We start from the raw sequence: 21679 nt of genomic DNA on the forward strand, positions 1-21679 counted from the left end.
CCTAATTAGGGCGTCATGACCGACACACCGCTTTCCCTCATCCGCAATTTCTCCATCATCGCCCATATCGATCACGGTAAATCCACTCTGGCAGACCGGCTGATTGAAGCCTGCGGTGCCCTGACAGCCCGTGAAATGAAAGGGCAGGTTCTTGATTCCATGGAGCTGGAGCAGGAACGTGGTATCACCATCAAGGCTCAGACCGTCCGCCTGACCTACCCGGCTAAAGATGGCAACGTCTATACGCTCAACCTCATGGACACACCCGGCCATGTGGACTTCGCCTATGAGGTCAGCCGCTCCCTCGCCGCCTGCGAAGGCTCTCTGCTGGTTGTGGATGCCTCACAGGGTGTCGAGGCACAGACACTGGCAAACGTCTATCAGGCCATTGATGCCAATCATGAGATCGTCCCTGTTCTCAACAAGATTGACCTTCCCGCTGCCGAGCCGGAACGTGTCCGTGCCCAGATTGAAGAAGTTGTCGGCATCCCGGCAGATGATGCCGTGGAGATCAGCGCCAAAACGGGCCTGAATATTGAGGGCGTTCTGGAGGCTCTCGTCCAGCGCCTGCCTGCCCCGAAAGGCGATGCCGAAGCCCCCTTACAGGGGCTGCTGGTGGATAGCTGGTACGACAGCTATCTCGGCGTCATCATTCTGGTCCGCATCAAAGAAGGTCGCCTGAAACGGGGCGACAAAATCCGCATGATGCAGACGGGCGCAACCTATCATGTCGATCAGGTCGGTGTGTTCCTGCCCAAGATGAAGCCGGTTGAGTCTCTTGGTCCGGGCGAGATGGGCTATATCAATGCCGCTATCAAGACCGTAGCGGACTGTAATGTCGGTGATACCATCACACTGGACAACCGTCCGGCAGAAAAGGCCCTTCCCGGCTTCAAGCCGTCCGTGCCGGTCGTCTGGTGTGGCCTCTTTCCGGTCGATGCGGATGATTTCGACAAGCTGCGCACCAGTCTGGGCAAGCTGCGGCTGAATGATGCGTCCTTCCACTTTGAGGCCGAAACCTCTGCGGCTCTTGGCTTCGGTTTCCGCTGCGGGTTCCTCGGGCTGCTGCATCTGGAAATCATTCAGGAGCGGCTGTCTCGTGAGTTCAATCTGGACCTCATCGCTACAGCACCATCCGTTGTTTACAGAATGCACATGAACAACGGCGAGATGGAAGAATTGCACAACCCGGCAGACATGCCGGAGATCAGCAAGATCGACTATATTGAAGAACCGTGGATCAAGGCTTCCATCCTCGTGCGGGATGAATATCTGGGGTCCGTCCTCACCCTCTGCACCGAACGCCGTGGCGTGCAGATCGACCTGACCTATGTTGGCGACCGGGCCATGGTTGTCTATCGCCTGCCCCTCAATGAAGTGGTGTTCGATTTCTATGACCGTCTGAAATCCCTCACACGGGGCTATGCCTCCTTCGAGTACCAGATGGATGGTTACGAGGAGAGCGATCTGGTCCGTATCTCCATTCTCGTCAATCACGAGCCAGTGGATGCGCTGGCCTTCATCGCCCACCGCACTGTGGCCGAGACACGGGGCCGGGCCATCTGCGCCAAGCTGAAAGACCTCATTCCCCGCCAGCTTTTCAAGATCGCCATTCAGGCTTCCATCGGCTCCAAAGTGATCGCCCGTGAAACACTGGGGGCACTCTCCAAAGATGTGACGGCCAAATGCTATGGCGGTGATATTTCCCGTAAGCGCAAGCTCCTTGAAAAACAGAAGGAAGGTAAGAAACGTATGCGGCAATTCGGCAAGGTCGAAATCCCGCAGAGCGCCTTCCTCGCTGCCCTGAAAATGGACTGACCCCATGATCCGGACCGCCGCCCTTCTCTGTATTCACAATGAGGCCAACAGGCTGGGCTGGTGGATCGCCCACCATGTGGCGGCGGGCTTCTCGGCCCTGCTTGTCTGTGACGACCATTCAACGGATGGCAGTCAGGACATTCTGGCACAGGCGGCCCGGAATTATGACATCCGCCTTTTGGCGACCGACCAGCGAGAACCAGACCGCCTGCAACGCCAGCATGATGCGTTGACACGGATGATCCGTCAGGAAGGACAGCATTTCGACTGGGTCATCCATCTGGCCGTGGATGAATATTTTTCTCCCGCCAGCGGCTCCGTCCCGGCCTTCTTTACCGAAATGCAAACGCGTATGGGTACAGAGGCCTTCCTGCAGGCCACTCATATTCCTGTCAGCTGGTGCATAACGGGGTTGGGCGCATGGAGCCAGCACCCGCTGGACGGGCAAACACCACATCCACGGGCCATTTTCCTGACCCATGCCAGCGAAAAGCTCCCTGAACATCGCATCACACGGGATTTCTTCCGGCCCGCCTGCCAGCAGACACCGCCGGACCCGTTCGCCCATATCGACACACCGCCAGACTGGTCTTCAGCCCGCATCCTTCATGATGCTGCCAGCAGCAGCCATACCCCCCAGACACGCCGCCATTTTGATCGAAATGACCTGCTTTTTCAAAAAGGGCAGGCTCTCATACCTCAAACGCTGGATGTAGGGGCCCATCTTTTACAGGGGCTGATACTAGGCGCCTGTTACGCCATACAGAATGGACAGGTGACACCGCCTTCCGCCACGCCCGCACCTGTTACAAAAGACCATACGTTCAGCCGGTTCCATCTGCACCGGGGGCAGGACCAGCTCGTTCTGGACAAAACCAGCCGCACGATCGGATTCCGCCCGGCAGAAACAGTCCATACTGATGACAACCTGTCTCCGCTCTGCCTCATCAGACTGAACGACACAGACAGCAAACCGACTTCCTGTGCGTGGCTCCATGCAGAACAGCCAGCCCCCCTGCCTTATCTGCCCGCTTACGCAGCGGATTCCACCTATTTCACAACCTTACTCGACTGCCTCCCCCTCCATCTTGAGGACGATGAAGGCACGGACACAGTCAAACTGACCCTTAAACCCACAGGAATGGCCCTGCCGGATGAAGGCCCTCTCCGGTTGGTTTCAATCGACACGCCGCAATCATCCCGGCCAGACCCGATGGAGAGCGCTCTACATCACTTCACAATGCACGGCTTCGGTGCAGCGGGACTCCATGAGGCGATCAAACGTAGCAGCTGGCTGTCACCGTCTGTTATCGGGGCCCTCTATGCCCAGCTTCCCGTAGAGGACGCCCGCACACTCTTTACCCCCCTGCTTCACCAGCTTTTCCATCACTGGAAACGCTAGAAGTCCCCGCCTGTTCTTCCTGAAAAGATGACGCTGTGTTCCGATCCCATCTTGACCAGTTTTTCCAGATCAGTCAGCGCCACTCGACTATCCCACGGGAGATTATTGCAGGACTGACTATTTTCGGATCGATGGCCTATATCATGGCGGTCAATCCGGCCATTCTCGCCGGGGCAGGACTGGCCCGGCATGACATGGTGATGACAACCATCGCTGGCGCCGTAGCGGGGACGCTCCTTATGGCGCTCTGGGCTCGCCTTCCGCTGGCCCTCGCTCCGGCCATGAGCAGCAATGTCCTGTTCACTCAGGTCATCGTCCAGCAGGCGCATGTCAGCCCGCCAACCGCCTTCACGGTCGTGCTGTTCAGCGGTCTCTGCTTCACCCTGCTGTCCCTGACCCGCCTTAGATTGAAAATCATACAGAGCTTTCCCCCCAGCATCGTGCTGGGCATACAAGTCGCCATAGGCGCTTTTATCGCTCGGATCGGTCTTGTGACTGCCGGGATCGCTGTCCCCTCCAGCAATGGACTGAGCTTTGCTCCCCTCTCCCACCCTTCCGTCATTCTGGCTCTGGCAGGCATCCTGCTATGCCTGCTTCTGCAGCTGTTGCGGGTTCCGGCAGGGCTGCTCATCACCATCATCATCCTGACCCTTCTAGGCCTTGTCGTACCCGGCACGGATGGCCACCCCCTGACCCAGCTACCCGCCCGTCTGATCGACTGGCCCCATTACCCGGTACACATGCTCGCCCCTTTCAGCTTTGGGGACTTCTTTCATCATATCGGGCTGCTACTCCCCATCACGCTTTACATGCTGCTGAGTGATTTCTTTGATGCCACAGCCACAATGCTGACCGTCACCCGCAGAGCGGGGCTACACGGCACGAAAGAGCACCCGGAGCTTGACCCCCGTGCCTTCACGGCAGACGGTGCAGCCAGCATACTCGGTGCCCTACTGGGCACATGCACGGTCTCTGCCTATCTGGAAAGCTTAACGGGTGCCGAGACAGGTGGACGCACGGGGCTCAGCGCTCTAACCGTTGCCCTGCTCTTTGCCGTGTCATGTTGCCTCTGGCCTCTCATCACGGCCATTCCTGCATTGGCCACAGCGCCCATACTGGTTTTTGTGGGCATCATCATGCTGGGTAGCCTGACCGATCTCCCCCGCACCATGGATGACGCCTTCCCACCGCTCTGCATGCTTCTTCTCACGGTGGTAACCGGCAATTTCATGCTGGCTCTGGCCTGCGGAATGCTGCTCTACACAACCATTCTGATAGTCAGACGGGCTTTTCATAAAATAACCCCTATCATCATAGGGCTTGATATCACTTTTCTCTGTTACATGATTCTACAAGGCCAGCTTTAAACTGACAGCCAGCACACCAGCCCTGAAGCGCCAGAGAGGTGCTTCATCCGGCATGGTTGTCAGTGTCTTCAGGAAGATCAAAAGCCTCGTGATCTTGCCTGCTGGACAGGATGAGGGGTGGAAAAAATCTCTGTATCCCTGTAATGGCCTATAAGTTTCATGATCTGAACCCCGGCTTGGATAGTTCATGCCCGACCCTATGACGTCTCATACGACACAGACCGCACCGCTGCATCAGCTTTCCTTTGAGAGCGCACTGGCCGAGCTTGAGCAGATCGTGCGCGGGCTGGAAAGCGGCCAGATGAAGCTGGAAGATGCCATCTCCGCTTACGAACGGGGGGCCGCCCTGCGCCGCCACTGTGAAGAAAAGCTGGGTGAAGCGGAAATGCGGGTAAAGGCCATCGTCCAGAAGGCTGATGGCTCTCTCTCCGAGGAAGCTCTCGATGACCAGAAGCGCCCAGCCCCCGCTCCCCGCAGGAAAGCGGCGCCCAGAAAGCAGCCATCCCCCCCGCCGCAGGATGATGGCTGGTCTGCTTCAGGCCCCGCTCTGGACGATGAAATCCCATTCTGATGAATAACTGCCCACACACATTCCCGACCGCCCCCATCCGCAAGGAGACTTCCCGATGACCGACAGTCCTGCCCTCCCTCTTAAGGACGCACTTCGTCAGGCCTGTCGTGACATTGAAGCCAGCATTGATGCTCTGCTGCCCATGGTGCCGGGTGATGAATCCCTGCTGATTGAAGCCATGCGTTATGCGGCTCTGAATGGCGGCAAACGTCTGCGTGGCTTCCTCGTGCTGGAAATTGCCGCCCTGTTCGGCGCACCTCGTGAGGCCGCCCTGCGTGTGGCAGCTTCGGTCGAGTTCCTCCACGCTTATTCTCTCGTCCATGATGATCTACCCGCCATGGATGATGACGACCTCCGCCGGGGGCAGCCTTCCACGCACAAGAAATTCAACGAGGCTTTCGCCATTCTCGCCGGTGATGCTCTCCAGACCAGCGCCTTTGAAGTCCTGCTGGAGGACGCCACCAGCAAAGACCCGGCCATCCGTGCCGAGCTGGCTCTGGCCCTCGCCCGTGCTTCAGGCAGTGCCGGTATGGTCGGCGGTCAGGTCATTGACATCCGTGGCGAAGGCAAGGCCCTGCCGCTGGAAAAGGTCAAGCGCCTCCACGCCATGAAGACAGGTGCTCTCATCCGTTATGCCGCAGAGGCTGGAGCCATTCTGGCCGGGCTCAAAGCGGGTGATCCCCAGCGTGAAGCCATCGTCCGCTATGGTGCTGACCTCGGCACTGCCTTTCAGGTGGCCGATGATATTCTGGACACCACAGCCAGCACCGAGGAGCTGGGGAAGACAGCCGGCAAGGATGAAGATGCCTGCAAGTCCAACTATGTCTCCCTGCTCGGTATTGAAGGAGCCCGTAAGGAAGCACTGCGCCTGAGCGAACAGGCCCGCCAGTCTCTGTCTTCCTTCGGTCCACGTGCGGACACACTCCGTGCTCTCGCTGATTATTTCGTTGAACGCAGGAACTGATTGTCCATGAGCACGTCTTCCTCCATCCCTACCATGGGCCGCTATCCTCTGCTGGACCGTGTCACCGTACCGGCGGACATGAAGAACCTGTCCATCGAGCAGCTCACCACCCTTGCGGAAGAACTCCGCTCCGAGACCATCAATGCCGTGTCCACAACGGGCGGGCATCTGGGTGCCTCTCTCGGTGTTGTCGAGCTGACAGTGGCTCTCCATGCCGTCTTCAACACGCCGGATGACCGGGTGATCTGGGATGTCGGCCATCAGGCCTACCCACACAAAATTCTGACAGGCCGGCGTGACCAGATCCGCACGCTGCGTCAGCCCGGCGGGCTATCCGGCTTTACACGCCGTTCCGAAAGCCCCTACGATCCATTCGGGGCTGCCCACTCCTCCACCTCCATCTCTGCTGGTCTGGGCATGGCTGTAGCCCACCACCTCTATGCGGAAGATCATCCCTCCTACCGGGAACGGAACGTCATTTCCGTCATCGGAGACGGATCCATCTCCGCTGGCATGGCCTATGAGGCCATGAACAATGCGGGCGCCATGGGTGGCAAGGGAGCAGAACGGCTCATCGTCATCCTGAATGACAATGAGATGTCCATTGCTCCGCCTGTCGGGGCCATGTCCAACTATCTCAGCCGCCTGATGTCCTCCCGCCGCTTCCTGACGCTGCGGGACATGGCTGGCAAACTGGCTAAACGCCTCCCCTCTCGCATCGAACGGACTGCCAAGCGTGCCGAGGAATATGCCCGTGGCATGATTACCGGCGGCACGCTGTTTGAAGAACTCGGCTTCTACTATATCGGCCCTGTTGACGGGCATGACATGAACCAGCTTGTTCCCATTCTCCGCAACCTGCGGGATGCCGAGGATAAAGGGCCTGTCCTGCTGCATGTCATCACCGAGAAAGGCCGTGGCTACAAGCCTGCCGAAGCAGCCGGTGACAAATACCATGCCGTTTCCCGCTTTGATGTGGAAACAGGTGAACAGAAGAAAGGTCCGGCTGGTCCTCCCAGCTATACGGATGTTTTCTCCCGTGAGCTGCTTCACCGGGCCAATCAGGATGACAAGGTCGTTGCCATCACGGCGGCTATGCCGTCCGGCACCGGGCTGGATAAAATGGCCCAGCGCCATCCTGACCGTTACTTCGATGTCGGCATTGCCGAGCAGCACGCCGTGACCTTTGCCGCCGGTATCGCCAGTGAAGGAATGCGCCCCTTCTGCGCCATCTACTCCACATTCCTCCAGCGTGCCTACGATCAGGTGATGCATGATGTGGCACTCCAGAATCTGCCCGTCCGCTTCGCTGTGGACCGTTCCGGGCTGGTTGGTGCCGATGGCGCAACACATGCCGGGTCTTTCGACCTCAACTATCTCTGTTGCCTGCCTAACATGACCGTCATGGCTCCCTCTGATGAAGTGGAACTGCTTCACATGACGGCCACGGCATGGGCCCATGATAGTGGCCCGATTGCTGTCCGCTATCCCCGTGGGGCCGGTCTGGGCCTGACACTCCCTGCAGAAGGTGAGGTTCTGGAAATCGGCAAGGGCCGCATCGTGCGTGCCTCCGAAGGAGAAGGCGTTGCCATTCTTGCCCTTGGCCCCCGTCTTCATGAAGCCCTGAAAGCCTCTGAGACACTGGCAAAAGAAGGCGTTGCTGTCACCGTGGCCGATGCCCGCTTTGCTAAGCCGGTTGACGGGGCCCTGATCGAGGCACTCGCCCGTCAGCACAAGGTCTTCATCACTATTGAGGATGGTGCCCCGGGTGGCTTCAGCACGCAGGTCGTGCAGCATCTGGCGGAAACCGGCCTGCTCGATCAGGTCCGTTTCCGCCCCATGGCTCTGCCTGATACATGGATCGACCATAACACACCCGCTGCCCAATATGAGGAAGCAGGCCTGACCGCCCGTCATATTGCTGATCTGGCCCGCAAGACACTTGATGGCAAGGCAGGGGCCTGATGGCAAAACGCCGTGCGGACCAGCTCCTTGTGGAAAGAGGGCTGGTCGAAACACGCAGCCGGGCGCAGGCCCTCATCATGGCTGGGCTGGTCTATGCTGGCCCACATGGTGACAAGCCCGTCAAAAAAGCAGGCGATCAGCTTGCCGAGGACATGCCCCTGACCCTGAAAGGGCAGGACCATCCGTGGGTTTCCCGTGGCGGGCTGAAGCTGGCTCATGCGCTGGAACATTTCCCGCTCTCCCCAGAAGGGAAAATCGCCGTGGATGTCGGGGCCTCCACGGGAGGCTTTACTGACGTCCTGCTCCAGAACGGCGCCGCAAAAGTTTACGCCGTGGATGTCGGGCATGGTCAGCTCGCATGGAAGATACGATCTGATGAACGTGTCGTGGTGCTGGAAAAAACAAATGCCCGCCATCTGAATGCAGAGCACGTTCCCGAAGCACCGGATATTGTCGTCTGCGATGCCAGTTTCATCAGCCTGAAAACCGTGCTGGCTCCGGCCCTTGGCATGGCAAAGGAAAGGGCATGGGCCGTGGCCCTCATCAAGCCTCAGTTCGAGGCAGGCCGGGCCGATATTGGCCCCAAAGGGGTCGTGCGTGATCCTGCCGTGCATGAACGTGTCTGTCAGGACATCACGGACTGGTTTGCCGCCCTCCCCGGCTGGACCATTCTAGGCCTTGTTCCCAGCCCAATCACTGGACCAGAAGGCAATAAAGAGTTCCTTATTGCCGCCCGCAAGGACGCTCTTTAAGCGTTCCTGCCTTTCTCATCACTTTTCTGACCCGCTGACGGGTTCCCATGCTATAGCCGCCTCATGACACATCCGATGCCTTCTTCCTCCCCCATTTCCTCCGATGCCGTAAATGCCCTCAATGAGAGCGAGCGCAAACGCATCGAAGCCAAGTCAGCCCTTTTTGCTCCGCCCACACCTGTCACGGAAGATGGCCGGCGTGAGCTGGTTGGCCTGTCCCGGGAGGAGCTGGCTGAGGTCCTGACTGAAATTGGCGAGAAGCCCTTCCGGGCCAAGCAGCTCTGGCACTGGATATATCATCAGGGCGTGACGGACTTCTCCCGCATGTCCACCATCGCCAAGCCATTACAGGCTAAACTGGAGCAACATTTCATTGTCGGGCGCCCCAGCCTGACAACACAGCAGACCTCCAAAGACGACACACGCAAATTTCTCTTTCGCTTCCGGGACGGGCAGGAGGCAGAAACCGTCTATATCCCGGACAGGCGGGAAGACCGTGGCGCTGTCTGCATTTCCTCTCAGGTCGGCTGCACTCTATCCTGCACCTTCTGCCATACGGGCACGCAGAAGCTCGTCCGCAATCTGGGTGCTGCCGAAATTGTCGGGCAGTTCATGGCCGCACGGGACAGCTATGGCGAATGGCCCAGCCCCAAGGGAGACACGCCCCGCCTACTCTCCACCATCGTGCTGATGGGCATGGGGGAGCCGCTCTATAATTACGAGAATGTCGCCAAGGCCATGAAGATCATCATGGATGGCGAAGGCATTGCCCTCTCCCGCCGCCGCATCACACTCTCCACTTCTGGCGTTGTGCCCATGATGGACCGCTGTGGGGACGAGCTGGGGATCAATCTGGCCATTTCCCTCCATGCTGTCCGCAATGACCTGCGGGACCAGCTTGTCCCGCTGAACCGGAAATACCCGATTGAAGAACTGATGGCCGCCTGCCACCGCTATCCCGCAGCCTCCAATTCCCGCCGCATCACCTTTGAATACATCATGATACGGGATGTGAATGACAGCGATGCCGAGGCCAGAGAGCTGGTACGGCTGATCCGTGGTCTACCTGCCAAGGTCAATCTCATTCCCTTCAACCCATGGCCGGGATCAGACTTCCGCCCCTCCACACGGGAACGACTGGCCAGCTTTGCCCAGATTATCATGGATGCTGGTTATGCAGCCCCCATCCGGATGCCCCGGGGCAAAGACATTCTCGCCGCTTGTGGACAGCTCAAGACGCAAAGTGAACGGAAACGGCAGGCTGAATCCCGCAAAAACGAGGCATAAGCCCGCCTCTGCGGGTATGGGCCTCTGGCCCAATGGCCTGACAACTGTTACAAGACCATAATAACTTAACGACATCTGGTTCTGTTTTTCAGCAGAGGACAGGGAGCAATCATGAGCAAAGCCTCAGGCATCAAGAAAGTCGTTCTGGCCTATTCCGGTGGGCTGGATACGTCCGTCATTCTCCGCTGGCTTCAGGAGCATTATGGCTGCGAGGTCGTCACCTTCACGGCTGACCTCGGTCAGGGTGAGGAGCTGGAGCCCGCGCGCCGCAAGGCTGAATCCCTTGGCGTGAAGGAAATCTTTGTCGAGGACCTGCGGGAAACTTTCGTCAAAGACTATGTCTTCCCGATGTTCCGGGCCAACACGGTCTATGAGGGCCAGTATCTGCTGGGCACCTCCATCGCTCGCCCGCTGATCTCCAAGCGTCAGATTGAGATTGCCGAGGCTGTCGGGGCTGATGCCGTGGCGCATGGTGCCACAGGTAAAGGAAACGATCAGGTCCGCTTCGAGCTAGCCTATTACGCCCTGAAGCCGGATGTGAAGGTCATCGCCCCATGGCGTGAATGGGACCTGACTTCTCGCACCAAGCTGCTGGATTTTGCCGAGAAGAACCAGATTCCCGTCACCAAGGACAAGCGTGGTGAGGCCCCCTTCTCCGTGGATGCCAACCTGCTTCATTCTTCCTCCGAAGGGAAGATTCTGGAAGACCCCTCACTGCCGCCGGATGAGATCGTCTTCCAGCGCACCATCTCCCCGGAAGCTGCCCCGGACAAGGCAACCGAGATCACCATCGACTTCAAGCATGGTGACCCGGTGGCCATCAATGGCGAAGCCCTGTCTCCGGCCACTCTACTCGCCCGCCTCAACGAGCTGGGCAAGGCCAACGGCATTGGCCGTCTCGACATCGTGGAGAACCGCTTTGTCGGCATGAAGTCCCGTGGGATTTACGAAACACCGGGCGGGACCATCCTGCTTCAGGCTCATCGTTCCATGGAATCCATCACGCTGGACCGTGAAGCTGCCCATCTCAAGGACAGCCTCATGCCCCGCTATGCCGAGCTGATCTATAACGGTCTGTGGTTCTCCCCGGAACGTCACATGCTTCAGGCTCTGATCGACAGCAGCCAGCAGCATGTGAATGGTCGTGTCCGCCTTAAGCTCTATAAGGGCAATGTCATCTGCGTGGGCCGTGAGAGCCCCGACAGCCTGTATGATGCCCGTGTCGTGACCTTTGAGGATGACGAAGGCGCCTATAACCAGGTTGATGCTCAGGGCTTTATCCGCCTGAATGCCCTGCGCCTGCGGCTGGGTGCCAACAAGGGACGCCGCGGCGGCACACCCTGAGCCTATGCGTCCTCCCCTGCCGTCCTTCCTCTGGATAAGACGGCAGGGTTTGTCCCGTCCCATCAGTCTGCAAAGAGGCATCTCCATGTCCCATTGTCTGCGTTCTTTCTTCCGTTATCTGCCAGCTTGTGCGCTGGCTGGTCTGCTCGGCCTGACAGGCTGCGCTGGCAAACCGAAACCGGACCTGACACCCCAGCAGTTCATGGATCAGGTCTATAAACAGCCGGGCGTGCACAAACTGCCAGACGGCCTGGCCTATAAAGTGCTGAAGTCCGGTCCTAAAGATGGCGCTCACCCGCAGAAGGGTGCCACGATGATGGTCATCTATGAAGGTCGTCTGCCGGACGGTGGTATCTTTGATTCATCAGAGATGCACACCGGGGCCGCCTATATGGAGATGCCTCTTGATGGTGTCATTGAAGGCTGGATGGAAGGGCTCCCCATGATGCGCGTTGGCGATACATGGGAGCTCTATGTGCCGCCCAAGCTAGGCTACGGCAAGCGCTCCATGGGGGTCATTCCACCTAACAGCCCACTGATCTTCAAGATTCAGCTTTTGGGTGTCGAGGATGACAACCCGATACAGTAAGGGTCTTCCTCTGCTTTCTCTGCCCTATTAGCAGGGCACCTCACCGTCCCCTCATCCTTGAGCGGGACGGTTTTGTCTTTTCCTACCGCCAGGATCATGTTCATGCAGCGCGTTTTTTCCGGCATTCAGCCAACAGGCATTCCCCATCTTGGTAACTATCTTGGGGCGATCCGCAACTGGGTCACCTTGCAGAAGGACCATGACTGCCTGTTCTGCCTTGTTGACATGCACTCCCTGACCATGCCGTGGTCACCGGAAGCCCTGCGTGAACAGACACTGGCTTCCACCGCCTGCCTTCTAGCCTCTGGCATTGACCCGACACGCCTGTACAATCAGTCCGCCGTCAGTGCCCATGCCCGCCTTGGCTGGATCTTCAACTGCGTCTCCCGTCTAGGCTGGCTGAACCGCATGACGCAGTTCAAGGACAAGGCAGGCAAGAACCGGGAAAACCATTCTGCTGGCCTGTATGTCTATCCCAACCTGATGGCAGCGGACATTCTGGCGTTCCACGCCACACGGGTCCCTGTCGGGGATGACCAGCGGCAGCATCTTGAGCTCGCTAATGACATCGCCCAGAAGTTCAACCACGATATGGGTATTGAATTCTTCCCGCAGATCGAGCCGCTCATTCCGCCTCATGCAGCCCGTGTTATGAGCCTGCGGGATGGCAGCAAAAAGATGTCCAAGTCCGACCCATCCGCCCAGAGCCGCATCATCCTGAATGACACGGCTGACGAGATCGCCCAGAAGATCCGCAAGGCCCGCACGGATGCCGAGCCCCTCCCCAGCGAGGAAGCCGGGCTGGAAGGCCGCCCAGAGGCCCGTAACCTGCTGACCATCTATGCCGCCATGTCCAACAAAACACTGGCAGACGTGCTAACCCAGTTTGCCGGGCAGGGTTTTGGTACCTTCAAACAGGCACTGGCCGACCTGTTGGTCGAGACACTCGCTCCGGTTGCTGATGAGACCCGCCGCCTGATGGATGACAAGGCCCATCTCATGCAGGTTCTGCGTCAAGGTGCCGAACGTGCCCGTGCAGTTTCCGAACCCATCGTGACCGAAGCTGAAAAGCTGGTTGGCTTCCTCCGCTAAGAGAGAGCCCCCTTACAGAAAAGGCCCGTCCCCCTTTATGGGAGCGGGCCTTTTTTCATGATGCCCTTAATTCAGACAAGGGTGTCTCGATCAAGTCCAGCACCTGCTTGGCGGCCGATACAGCCGGAAGGTCACCTTCCGGGGCCTCCAGCATGGCCAACACAGACCCAAAGGCTTCCTGCTGGGCCCTGCGCTTTGTCTCATCCGTCAGGAGAGACGTGATCTCGTCCGCCAGCTTCTGCGGTGTGCAGTCATGCTGAATCAACTCCGGCACAACCGCCCTCCCCGCCAGAATGTTAATCATGGACACGTAAGGCAACCGCAGGAACAGACGCCCCAAAAGCGCCGATACAGGATTGACCTTATATGTAACGACCATCGGTACCTTTCCGATAGCCAGCTCCAAAATGGAGGTACCTGATTTGGTCAATGCACAATCAGCGGCACGGATAGCATCATGCTTATCCTCTGTATCCGTCAGAATGGACGGATGAACAGCCCAATGCTTCACCATTTTCTTCACGAGCGGTGCCATGCCGGACGTAGCCGGAATGACAGGTTGTAAATCCGGGAAACGCTCATGAAGAATAGTCAGAGTTTTCTCAAAGACGGGCAGTAATTTCGGCACCTCGGAAGAACGACTACCCGGCATGAGGATCAAAACGGGGCTAGTCGGCCTAAGATCATGCCGTTTATAGAAACGCTCCGCATCCCCGTGTGCCACACCCGACTGAAGAATAGGATGCCCCACAAAATGCGCATCCGAAAAACCACGCCCAGCAAACCATTCCGGTTCAAAAGGGAACAGACAAAGCAGACGGTCCCACAGGTCCCGATACCCCTTCACCCGGTTCTCCCGCCATGCCCAGACCTGCGGGGCCACATAATGCAGCCGCCGGACCTTCAGCTTGCGAATACGCTTTAGAAGACGGAAAGAAAAACCCGGGCTATCAATAGTAATGACAATATCCGGGCGGCGCAGCTCAATATCCTGTTCTGCCTCCAGCAACCTCTGGGACAGGAGGCGCACCCGGGGCAGCACCTCCATGAAGCCCATGACCGTGAGCTCCTCCATCGGGAAAAGGCTCCGCAGTCCTCTGGCTTCCATCCGCCCGCCTCCGACACCGGCAAACACCAGTGTCGGGTCGATGCGGTGCAGGGCCTGCATCAGGCGTGCCCCGATGCTATCCCCGCTTGGTTCACCTGCGAGAATCCAGATCACCCGGCCATGATGGTGAAGGGGAACTTCACCTTCTACAGGAGCACCCGCATCCACCATGATATCCGTTCCCTTCGTCTCTCAGTTACAGGAGGTTCAACGGCGGAGCGTTGCCCCTGTGGCTTTCTGAACAGCAGCTTCCACCGCCGTCATCAGAGCGTCAAGCTGAGCATCTGTCAGGCTGTCCTTCTGCGGCTGGAGCGTGACCTCCACACCCAGAGAGCGATGTCCTGCCGGGACTGAACCCCCTTCGAAAATATCAAAGAGACGCACATCCGTAATCAGCTTACGGTCTGCCATCCGCACGGCTTTCAGAACGTCCTGAATGTGCACATCCTCCCCTGCGAGGAAGGCAAAGTCACGGCGCACCGGCTGGAGAGCTGACAGAGTTGGGGCAACTTTTCGTTTCACCTTAGGCAGAGGCACCTTATCCAGCGTTACCTCAAAGAGCGCCACTGTACCGCTCAGGCCGAAATGACGGGCAACACGAGGGTGCAGCTCACCAAAATGACCCAGAACCAGTTTCGGCCCCTGTCTCACAACACCAGACCGGCCCGGATGATAATAACCTGGCGCATCTGGTGTGCTGCTCAGCGAGGCTTCCGCCACACCCAGAGCCGTGAGGGCGGCCATCAGGTCTTCCTTGGCATCCATCCATGACGGTTCAGCCGCAGACTGACCGGGCGCACGGGCGCTGACGCCACCACGCACACCGGCAAGCACTAGACGGGTGCCCTGCTGCCCAAAACAGGGACCGAGCTCAAAGAAAGACGCATCACCGGCAAAGCCCTGACCATGGGCCAGATTACGCCCCAACGCCCGCAGCAGATTGATGACCGGTGTCGGACGAAGCTGATTCAGGTCCGTAGCGATCGGGTTCAGCAGGCGATCCTGCTCCCGCCCTTCTTCAAACAGGGCCACATCCTGATCGGAGACGAAAGAGAAACCCACCGTCTCCATCAGGCCACGACCGGCGCACAGGCGCCGCAACAGAGCCGCTCTGGCCTGCTGTGCCGTCACGGCCGGAGCCGGAACCATATGAGCCCGAGGCAATGATACCGCCGGCACCTCATCCAACCCACGGATACGCAGCACTTCTTCTACCAGATCGGCCTCGGCCTCCATGGCATCCACATGCGCAGCGGCCCGTTCGGCAGTGGCAGCATCCAGCGTTTCCGCCTGCGCCAGACCATGACCAGCCGCTACATCATTCCGCCATGATGGCACGGAAAACACAGCCTTATCGGCCGCACGCTCCTGCACCTCAAAGCCCAGAGCCTCCAGAATCTCCACAGCCTTATCGGCTTCGATCTCCAGCCCCCCAAGCGTAGCAAGACGCTCGAAACGCAGACTGGCTGTTCTCTGCCATGCCGGTTCTGCACCAGCCTCGGTCACGTCACTGGGTGTACCACCACACAGCTCCACGATCAGAGCCGTAGCAGCCTCCAGACCGGAGCGGACAAGGGCCGGGTCCACACCACGTTCAAAGCGATAACGGGCATCTGTCTGCACACCAAGACGGCGCCCTGTCAGCGCAATACGCACCGGGTCAAACAGAGCGGATTCCACGAAGACATCCACCGTTTCATCCGTAACGGCGCTCGCCTCACCGCCAATGATGCCCGCCAGAGACTGCACACCAGCGTCATCTGCAATGACGAGATCATCCGCACCCAGAACAAGCTCCTGCCCGTCCAGTGCCTTGAAATGCTCTCCTGTGCCGGATGTCAGGGACAGCCTGTTTCCCGTCAGACGGGTAGCATCGAACACATGCAGGGGACGGCCAATATCCATCATCAGGTAATTGGTAACATCCACCAGAGCCGACTGTGAGCGCAGACCAACACTCTCCAGACGACGCTTCAGCCATGCCGGGCTGGGACCATTCTTCACGCCACGGATCAGACGCCCAGTGGCATAGGAACAGGCCGGATGATTCAGCTCCCACTGGATTGGGCTTTCACCCTGCCCTTCCACCGTTTCCGTCAGCCACGGCTTCAACTTGCCCAGACCGGCAGCAGCGAGATCACGGGCAATGCCCCGGACACTCAGCGCATCACCACGATTGGGTGTGATGGCAATCTCAATGACAGGGTCATCCAGCTTGGCATAGCGGACATAATCCTCACCAAGCGGTGCGCCATCGGGCAATTCAGCAATGCCGTTGGATTCCTCTCCGATCCCCAGTTCCCGCAGGGAGCAGAGCATACCATTGCTGGTCTGACCCCGAATCTTGCCCGGCTTGATCGTCATGTCGCTACCGGGAATGTATGTACCCGGCGGAGCAAAAATCACATGCAGGCCCGTGCGAGCATTCGGTGCCCCGCAGACGACCTGAACTTCTTCAAAGCCCTTGCCAGCAGACACACGGCAAAGCTGAAGACGGTCTGCATCTGGATGGCGGGTGGCCTCCAGAATCTTGGCCGTGCGGAAACCCGCCAGACGCTCCGTAGGATCATCCACACCTTCGACCTCAAGGCCGATGCGGTTCAGTGTGGTGCAGATATCATCCAGAGAAGCCGTGAAATCGAGATGATCCCGCAACCATGAGAGTGAAAACTTCATATCAGAAACCCTCCGTCAGCGTTGCCGGGGACAGTGATGAAAAACCATAATGACGCAGCCAGCGCAGATCACTCTCGTAGAAAGACCGCAGGTCCGTGATGCCATTCTTCAGCATGGCCAGACGCTCGATCCCCATACCGAAGGCAAAGCCCTGCCATTCTGCCGGGTCCAGCCCGCAATTGCTCAGCACACGGGAATGCACCATGCCAGCCCCCAGAACCTCCAGCCAATCAGCCCCGGCACCGATCACGCCAGTTTCCCGTGACCAGCCGATGTCAATTTCCATGGAAGGCTCAGTGAAGGGGAAGTAGGACGCCCGGAACCGGACAGGCAGATCAGGCTGATTAAAGAAGGCCCGCAGGAACTCCGTCAGGCACCCTTTCAGATGGCCCAGCGTAATACCCTTCTCGATGACCAGCCCCTCACACTGATGGAACATCGGCGAATGGGTGGCATCATGATCGGCACGATAGGTCCGGCCCGGAGCGATGATGCGAATAGGCGGTTTCTCGCCCAGCATGGTCCGAACCTGAACACCGGATGTCTGCGTCCGCAGCACCCGCAACTCCTCACTCTCACCAACAGCCGGAAGATAGAACGTATCCTGCTCTGTGCGGGCAGGGTGATGCTCCGGCGTGTTCAGGGCGGAGAAGTTATGCCACTGGCTTTCAATATCCGGCCCTTCCGCCACATGAAAATCCATGGCCCCGAAGATGGCTGTGATTTCCTCAATCGTCCGGCTGACAGGATGGATGAGACCAGCCGGTGCCGTGGCAGGCGGCTGGGTAATATCCACTGTCTCCTCTGCCAGACGCTGCTGGAGGGCCAGCTCCTCAATCTCCCTGCCACGCTGCTCAATCAGCACCGTCAGCTCGTCCCGCAGGCGGTTGAGGGCCTGCCCCCGTTCCTTGCGTTCCTCATGCGAGAATGAACCGAGCTGCCGAAGCAAACCCGTCAGCTTACCTGAGCGCCCCAGCGTCCCTACACGGACAGCATCCCATTCGCTATGGGTGCTGGCCTGTTTCAGGGCCGCCAGTGTCTCATTTTTCAGAGTTTCGAGGTCATTGGCCATAGCCTGTCTTCCATCATCTCATGAGCCTGTTTCAGGAACTTTTCCCACGTCCGAAAAGTTCCTGAAGCAGCCTCAAAGAAAAACGGGCTGCTCCGTTACCAGAACAGCCCGCCAATCATCGGTCCCTTCCCTCACGGTCCATCAGAAACGAACCGGAGAGGATGGGAGATCTTCTTACAGGGCTGCCTGAGCCTTGCGTACGATCTCAGCAAAAGCTGCTGCATCATCATAAGCGATGGCAGCAAGAACCTTACGGTCGATCTCGATCCCAGCCTTGTTCAAACCGTTGATGAAACGGCTGTAGGTCAGGCCATGCTCACGCACGGCGGCGCTGATACGCTGGATCCACAGGGAGCGGAAGTCACGCTTCTTGTTGCGGCGGTCACGATAGGCATAACGCAGTGCCTTCTCGACCCGCTCCAGAGCGATACGGTAGTTTGTGGAAGAACGCCCGCGATAGCCTTTGGCGAGATCAAGGACCTTCTTGTGACGGGCGTGGGTGGTCGTACCCCGTTTAACACGTGCCATGGTTTCTTAACTCCTTATGACAGCCCGTAGGGTGCCCACTGTTTGACGGTACGAGCATCCATGTCCGTCATTGTCTGCGGACCGCGGTTGCTGCGCTTCATCTTCTGCGGACGGTTAATCAGGCCATGGCGCTTGTTGCCGGGACCACAGGTCACTTTGCCAGTCGCGGTGATCTTGAACCGCTTCTTGACCGAAGACTTCGTCTTCAATTTGGGCATTTTTATCTCCTTCAGTTCTGAAGTCCCCTCTCCCCTTACAGGGAAAAGAGACCGCACGGCCGGGCATGCCACATCATACGGCCCGGGCGCGTGCATAACCTGCTGGCGCTTATAGGGGTAACGCAACCGTGCCTCAAGAAAAAAACGCAGGATAACGCCATATGCTACCCGGCATATTGCCGCGGCAAAAATATCACATAAGCGTGATCATCATGTCAGGAGCACTTATCTGGTCCGAATTATTGGCCCAATATGCTTGACCCCTCACCCCTTCCCTGTGCTTAAAGACAGAAGATCATCATCCGTAGCAGGTCTGCCCTGCTGGGGCATACTTGAAATGATTGATCAAGTTTAACAACACTGAGGCTTCTTCATGTCCTCCACTTCCCGCACAGGGGGAATCTGGGTTCCGCTGGTTGCCATCCTCATGGCGATTGTCGGCCTGCTACTGGTTGCTGGTGGTATCTACTCCATCAGCGAAGGTGGCCCCCTCTATTATCTCATCAGCGGGCTGGGCATCTTGCTCAGCGCGTTCTTCGTTTACAAACGGAAACCGATCGGCCTTGCGATCTATGCACTCGTGCTGTTCGGTACCCTCATCTGGGCTCTCTGCGTCGTAGGCCTCAACTTCTGGAGCCTCGTGCCCCGGCTGGATGTTGTCATCATCATCGGCATTGTGCTGCTGCTGCCCTTCATCCGCCGCCCGCTGGCTGCCAACAAGCTGGCAACCATCCCGCTGAGTGTAGGCGTGGTCCTCAGTGCACTGGCACTTGTGGTCTCCGCCTTCATGGACCCCTATGACATCAGCGGATCCCTGCCGACCGAGCAGGTCAATGCCACACCGGCCAACCCGGACAATGTGCCGGACGGTGACTGGACATCCTACGCCCGTACACAGGATGGCAACCATTGGTCCCCGCTGGAGCAGATCAACAGCCATAACGTCAACAAGCTGAAAGTTGCTTGGGTGCTGCGGACTGGCGACCTGCCAGACCCGTCCCGTGACCCGGGTGAGGCCACCAATGAAGCCACACCGCTTGAGTTCGATAACACACTCTATTTCTGCTCCCTGCATCAGAAGGTCTTTGCCGTTGATGCTGTGACCGGGAAAACGAAATGGGTGTTCGACCCCAAGGTAAATGTTAATCCTGGCTTCCAGCATCTGACATGCCGTGGCGTCAGCGCCCATACGATGCCTGCCAATGCCGTTGACAGCAGCGGCCAGCCTGTCACCACAACAGATTGTGCCAAGCGCATCATCGCCATGGTCAATGATGGCCGCATGGTCGAGATCGATGCACAGACAGGTAAGGCCTGCCAGGGCTTCGGCGATAACGGTCAGGTGGACCTGCGTTTCTCCCATCAGCCCTATACGACAATCGGCGAATATGCACCGACATCACCGCCGGTCGTTACGGACAAGCTGATTATCGTCAATAGTGCGGTGAAGGATAACGGGTCTGTCCATCAGCCTTCCGGGGCAACACGGGCCTATGACGTCTATACAGGCAAGCTTGTCTGGGTATTTGACGCCGCCAACCCTGACCCGAACGAAATGCCGAGTGAAGAACACCCGCATTTCCATCCCAACTCCCCGAACTCCTGGTCTGTCTCGTCTTACGACAAGAACCTGAACATGGTGTACATCCCCATGGGTGTCGGTACACCTGACCAGTGGGGTGGCTATCGTGACAAGGATGCCGAGCGTTATCCGCCGGGTGTTGTGGCACTGAACGCTGATACGGGTAAGCTCGTCTGGTTCTACCAGACAGTCCATCATGACCTCTGGGACATGGATGCTTCCGCACAGCCTAACCTTGTGGACATCACCCAGAAGGATGGCAGCCTGGTTCCGGCCATCTATATCCCGACCAAGAGCGGCGACATCTTCGTGCTGGACCGCCGTACAGGCCAGCCGATTGTCCCAGCACCGGAAGTTCCGGTTCCGGGTGGTGCGGCTACGGGTGACCATACCAGCCCGACACAGCCTCACTCTGATCTGAGCCTGCGCCCGAAAGCACCGCTGTCCGACCGTGACATGTGGGGGGCAACGATCCTCGATCAGATGGTCTGTAGCGTGTACTTCCACAGCCTGCGCTATGAAGGCCCCTATACGCCGCCTTCAACACAGGGCACGCTGGTTTTCCCGGGCGATCTGGGTATGTTCGAATGGGGTGGGCTGGCTGTTGACCCGCGTCGTCAGGTTGCCTTCACCAACCCGATCTCCATTCCGTTCGTTTCCACACTGGTTCCCCGTGGACCGGGTAACCCACGCTGGCCTGATGCCAACAGCAAGGGCGGTAGCGGCGGCGAAACAGGGCTCCAGCCGAATTACGGCATCCCTTACGCCGTCAACCTCCATCCCTTCCTGGACCCGCTACTGGCTAAGATCGGGCTGTTCGTACCGTGCCGTACGCCACCGTGGGGCGCTGTCGCCGGGATTGACCTGCGGACCAACAAGGTCGTCTGGCAGCATCGCAACGGAACCCTGCGGGACTCCCTGCACGGCTCCATCCTGCCGATCCAGCTGCCGCCTATCAAGATCGGTGTACCGAGCCTTGGCGGGCCGCTGGCAACAGCTGGCAACGTAGCCTTCCTGACATCCACGCAGGACTACTACATCCGTGCCTATGATATGACGACCGGCCATGTCATCTGGAAAGACCGTCTCCCTGCTGGGGCACAGTCTTCCCCCATGACCTACAGCATCAACGGTCGCCAGTACATCGTGACCTATGCTGGTGGGCATGGCTCCTTCATGAGCAAGATGGGTGATTATCTGATCGCCTATGCCCTGCCGGAGGAAAGCGACAAAAAATGATGAGCTGACCAGTTCATCATGAAATAAAAAGAGGGGAGCGTCCTTATGGACCTCCCCTTTTTTGTGGCCGTATTTACGGATAATTAAACCCAGACCACAACATCC

At 58.3% G+C, this 21679-nt stretch carries 16 protein-coding genes and 1 pseudogene; 12 read left to right on the plus strand and 5 right to left on the minus strand.

Annotated elements, in window-relative coordinates; translation table 11 throughout:
* Positions 1–15: 15 nt before the first annotated feature.
* The 11 genes and pseudogenes from lepA to trpS all read left to right on the plus strand — a co-directional run bounded on the left by lepA (position 16) and on the right by trpS (position 13151).
* Complete coding sequence (lepA, locus tag NQF86_RS08880) at positions 16–1818, plus strand: translation elongation factor 4 (RefSeq protein WP_266117296.1); 1803 nt, start codon at positions 16–18, stop codon at positions 1816–1818.
* 4 nt (positions 1819–1822) lie between these two features.
* Positions 1823–3220 (plus strand): glycosyltransferase family 2 protein, encoded by a 1398-nt coding sequence (locus tag NQF86_RS08885; RefSeq protein ID WP_266117297.1) that lies wholly within the window; start codon positions 1823–1825, stop codon positions 3218–3220.
* Between the two features lie 35 nt (positions 3221–3255).
* Positions 3256–4587: an NCS2 family permease gene (locus NQF86_RS08890; protein WP_266117298.1), complete on the plus strand. Its 1332-nt coding sequence runs from the start codon at positions 3256–3258 to the stop codon at positions 4585–4587.
* A gap of 199 nt (positions 4588–4786) precedes the next feature.
* A pseudogene (locus NQF86_RS08895) lies at positions 4787–5032 on the plus strand (exodeoxyribonuclease VII small subunit); the annotation flags it as partial.
* A 181-nt stretch (positions 5033–5213) separates the two neighbouring features.
* Positions 5214–6122: a polyprenyl synthetase family protein gene (locus NQF86_RS08900; protein ID WP_266117299.1), complete on the plus strand. Its 909-nt coding sequence runs from the start codon at positions 5214–5216 to the stop codon at positions 6120–6122.
* A gap of 6 nt (positions 6123–6128) precedes the next feature.
* Positions 6129–8087, plus strand: a complete 1959-nt coding sequence (gene dxs, locus NQF86_RS08905; protein ID WP_266117300.1) for a 1-deoxy-D-xylulose-5-phosphate synthase — start codon at positions 6129–6131, stop codon at positions 8085–8087.
* On the plus strand, positions 8087–8839 hold the full coding sequence (locus tag NQF86_RS08910; protein WP_266117301.1) for a TlyA family RNA methyltransferase: 753 nt from the start codon (positions 8087–8089) through the stop codon (positions 8837–8839). Before dxs ends, NQF86_RS08910 begins: the two co-directional genes overlap by 1 nt.
* A 63-nt stretch (positions 8840–8902) precedes the next feature.
* The gene (gene rlmN / locus NQF86_RS08915) at positions 8903–10126 is read left to right on the plus strand and encodes a 23S rRNA (adenine(2503)-C(2))-methyltransferase RlmN (RefSeq protein ID WP_266117302.1); all 1224 of its coding nucleotides are present in this window, start codon (positions 8903–8905) and stop codon (positions 10124–10126) included.
* A gap of 111 nt (positions 10127–10237) precedes the next feature.
* Positions 10238–11470, plus strand: a complete 1233-nt coding sequence (locus NQF86_RS08920; RefSeq protein ID WP_266117303.1) for an argininosuccinate synthase — start codon at positions 10238–10240, stop codon at positions 11468–11470.
* A 97-nt stretch (positions 11471–11567) separates the two neighbouring features.
* A complete protein-coding gene (locus NQF86_RS08925; protein WP_407652900.1) occupies positions 11568–12059 on the plus strand; it encodes an FKBP-type peptidyl-prolyl cis-trans isomerase in 492 nt (163 codons plus the stop codon).
* 102 nt (positions 12060–12161) lie between these two features.
* Entirely contained in the window at positions 12162–13151 is a 990-nt protein-coding gene (trpS, locus tag NQF86_RS08930; protein ID WP_266117305.1) for a tryptophan--tRNA ligase, read from the plus strand.
* Between the two features lie 55 nt (positions 13152–13206).
* On the opposite strand, the gene lpxB is transcribed toward trpS, so the two are convergent.
* The 5 genes from lpxB to rpmI all read right to left on the minus strand — a co-directional run bounded on the left by lpxB (position 13207) and on the right by rpmI (position 18753).
* The gene (gene lpxB, locus NQF86_RS08935; RefSeq protein WP_266117306.1) at positions 13207–14430 is read right to left on the minus strand and encodes a lipid-A-disaccharide synthase; all 1224 of its coding nucleotides are present in this window, start codon (positions 14428–14430) and stop codon (positions 13207–13209) included.
* Between the two features lie 36 nt (positions 14431–14466).
* Positions 14467–16935 carry a phenylalanine--tRNA ligase subunit beta gene (gene pheT / locus NQF86_RS08940; RefSeq protein ID WP_266117307.1) on the minus strand — a complete coding sequence of 823 codons (2469 nt, stop codon included), beginning with the start codon at positions 16933–16935 and terminating at the stop codon, positions 14467–14469.
* 1 nt (position 16936) lies between these two features.
* On the minus strand, positions 16937–18007 hold the full coding sequence (gene pheS / locus NQF86_RS08945) for a phenylalanine--tRNA ligase subunit alpha (protein WP_266117308.1): 1071 nt from the start codon (positions 18005–18007) through the stop codon (positions 16937–16939).
* Positions 18008–18181: 174 nt separating this feature from the next.
* Complete coding sequence (rplT, locus tag NQF86_RS08950) at positions 18182–18535, minus strand: 50S ribosomal protein L20 (protein WP_043557924.1); 354 nt, start codon at positions 18533–18535, stop codon at positions 18182–18184.
* 14 nt (positions 18536–18549) lie between these two features.
* Positions 18550–18753 (minus strand): 50S ribosomal protein L35, encoded by a 204-nt coding sequence (gene rpmI, locus NQF86_RS08955; protein WP_043557923.1) that lies wholly within the window; start codon positions 18751–18753, stop codon positions 18550–18552.
* Between the two features lie 373 nt (positions 18754–19126).
* On the opposite strand from rpmI, the gene NQF86_RS08960 reads away from it, so the two are divergent.
* Positions 19127–21574: a glucose/quinate/shikimate family membrane-bound PQQ-dependent dehydrogenase gene (locus NQF86_RS08960; RefSeq protein WP_266117309.1), complete on the plus strand. Its 2448-nt coding sequence runs from the start codon at positions 19127–19129 to the stop codon at positions 21572–21574.
* Positions 21575–21679 lie beyond the last annotated feature (105 nt).

Origin of the sequence: Bombella pluederhausensis (assembly GCF_026385525.1) — a bacterium.
Lineage (GTDB): Bacteria > Pseudomonadota > Alphaproteobacteria > Acetobacterales > Acetobacteraceae > Bombella > Bombella pluederhausensis.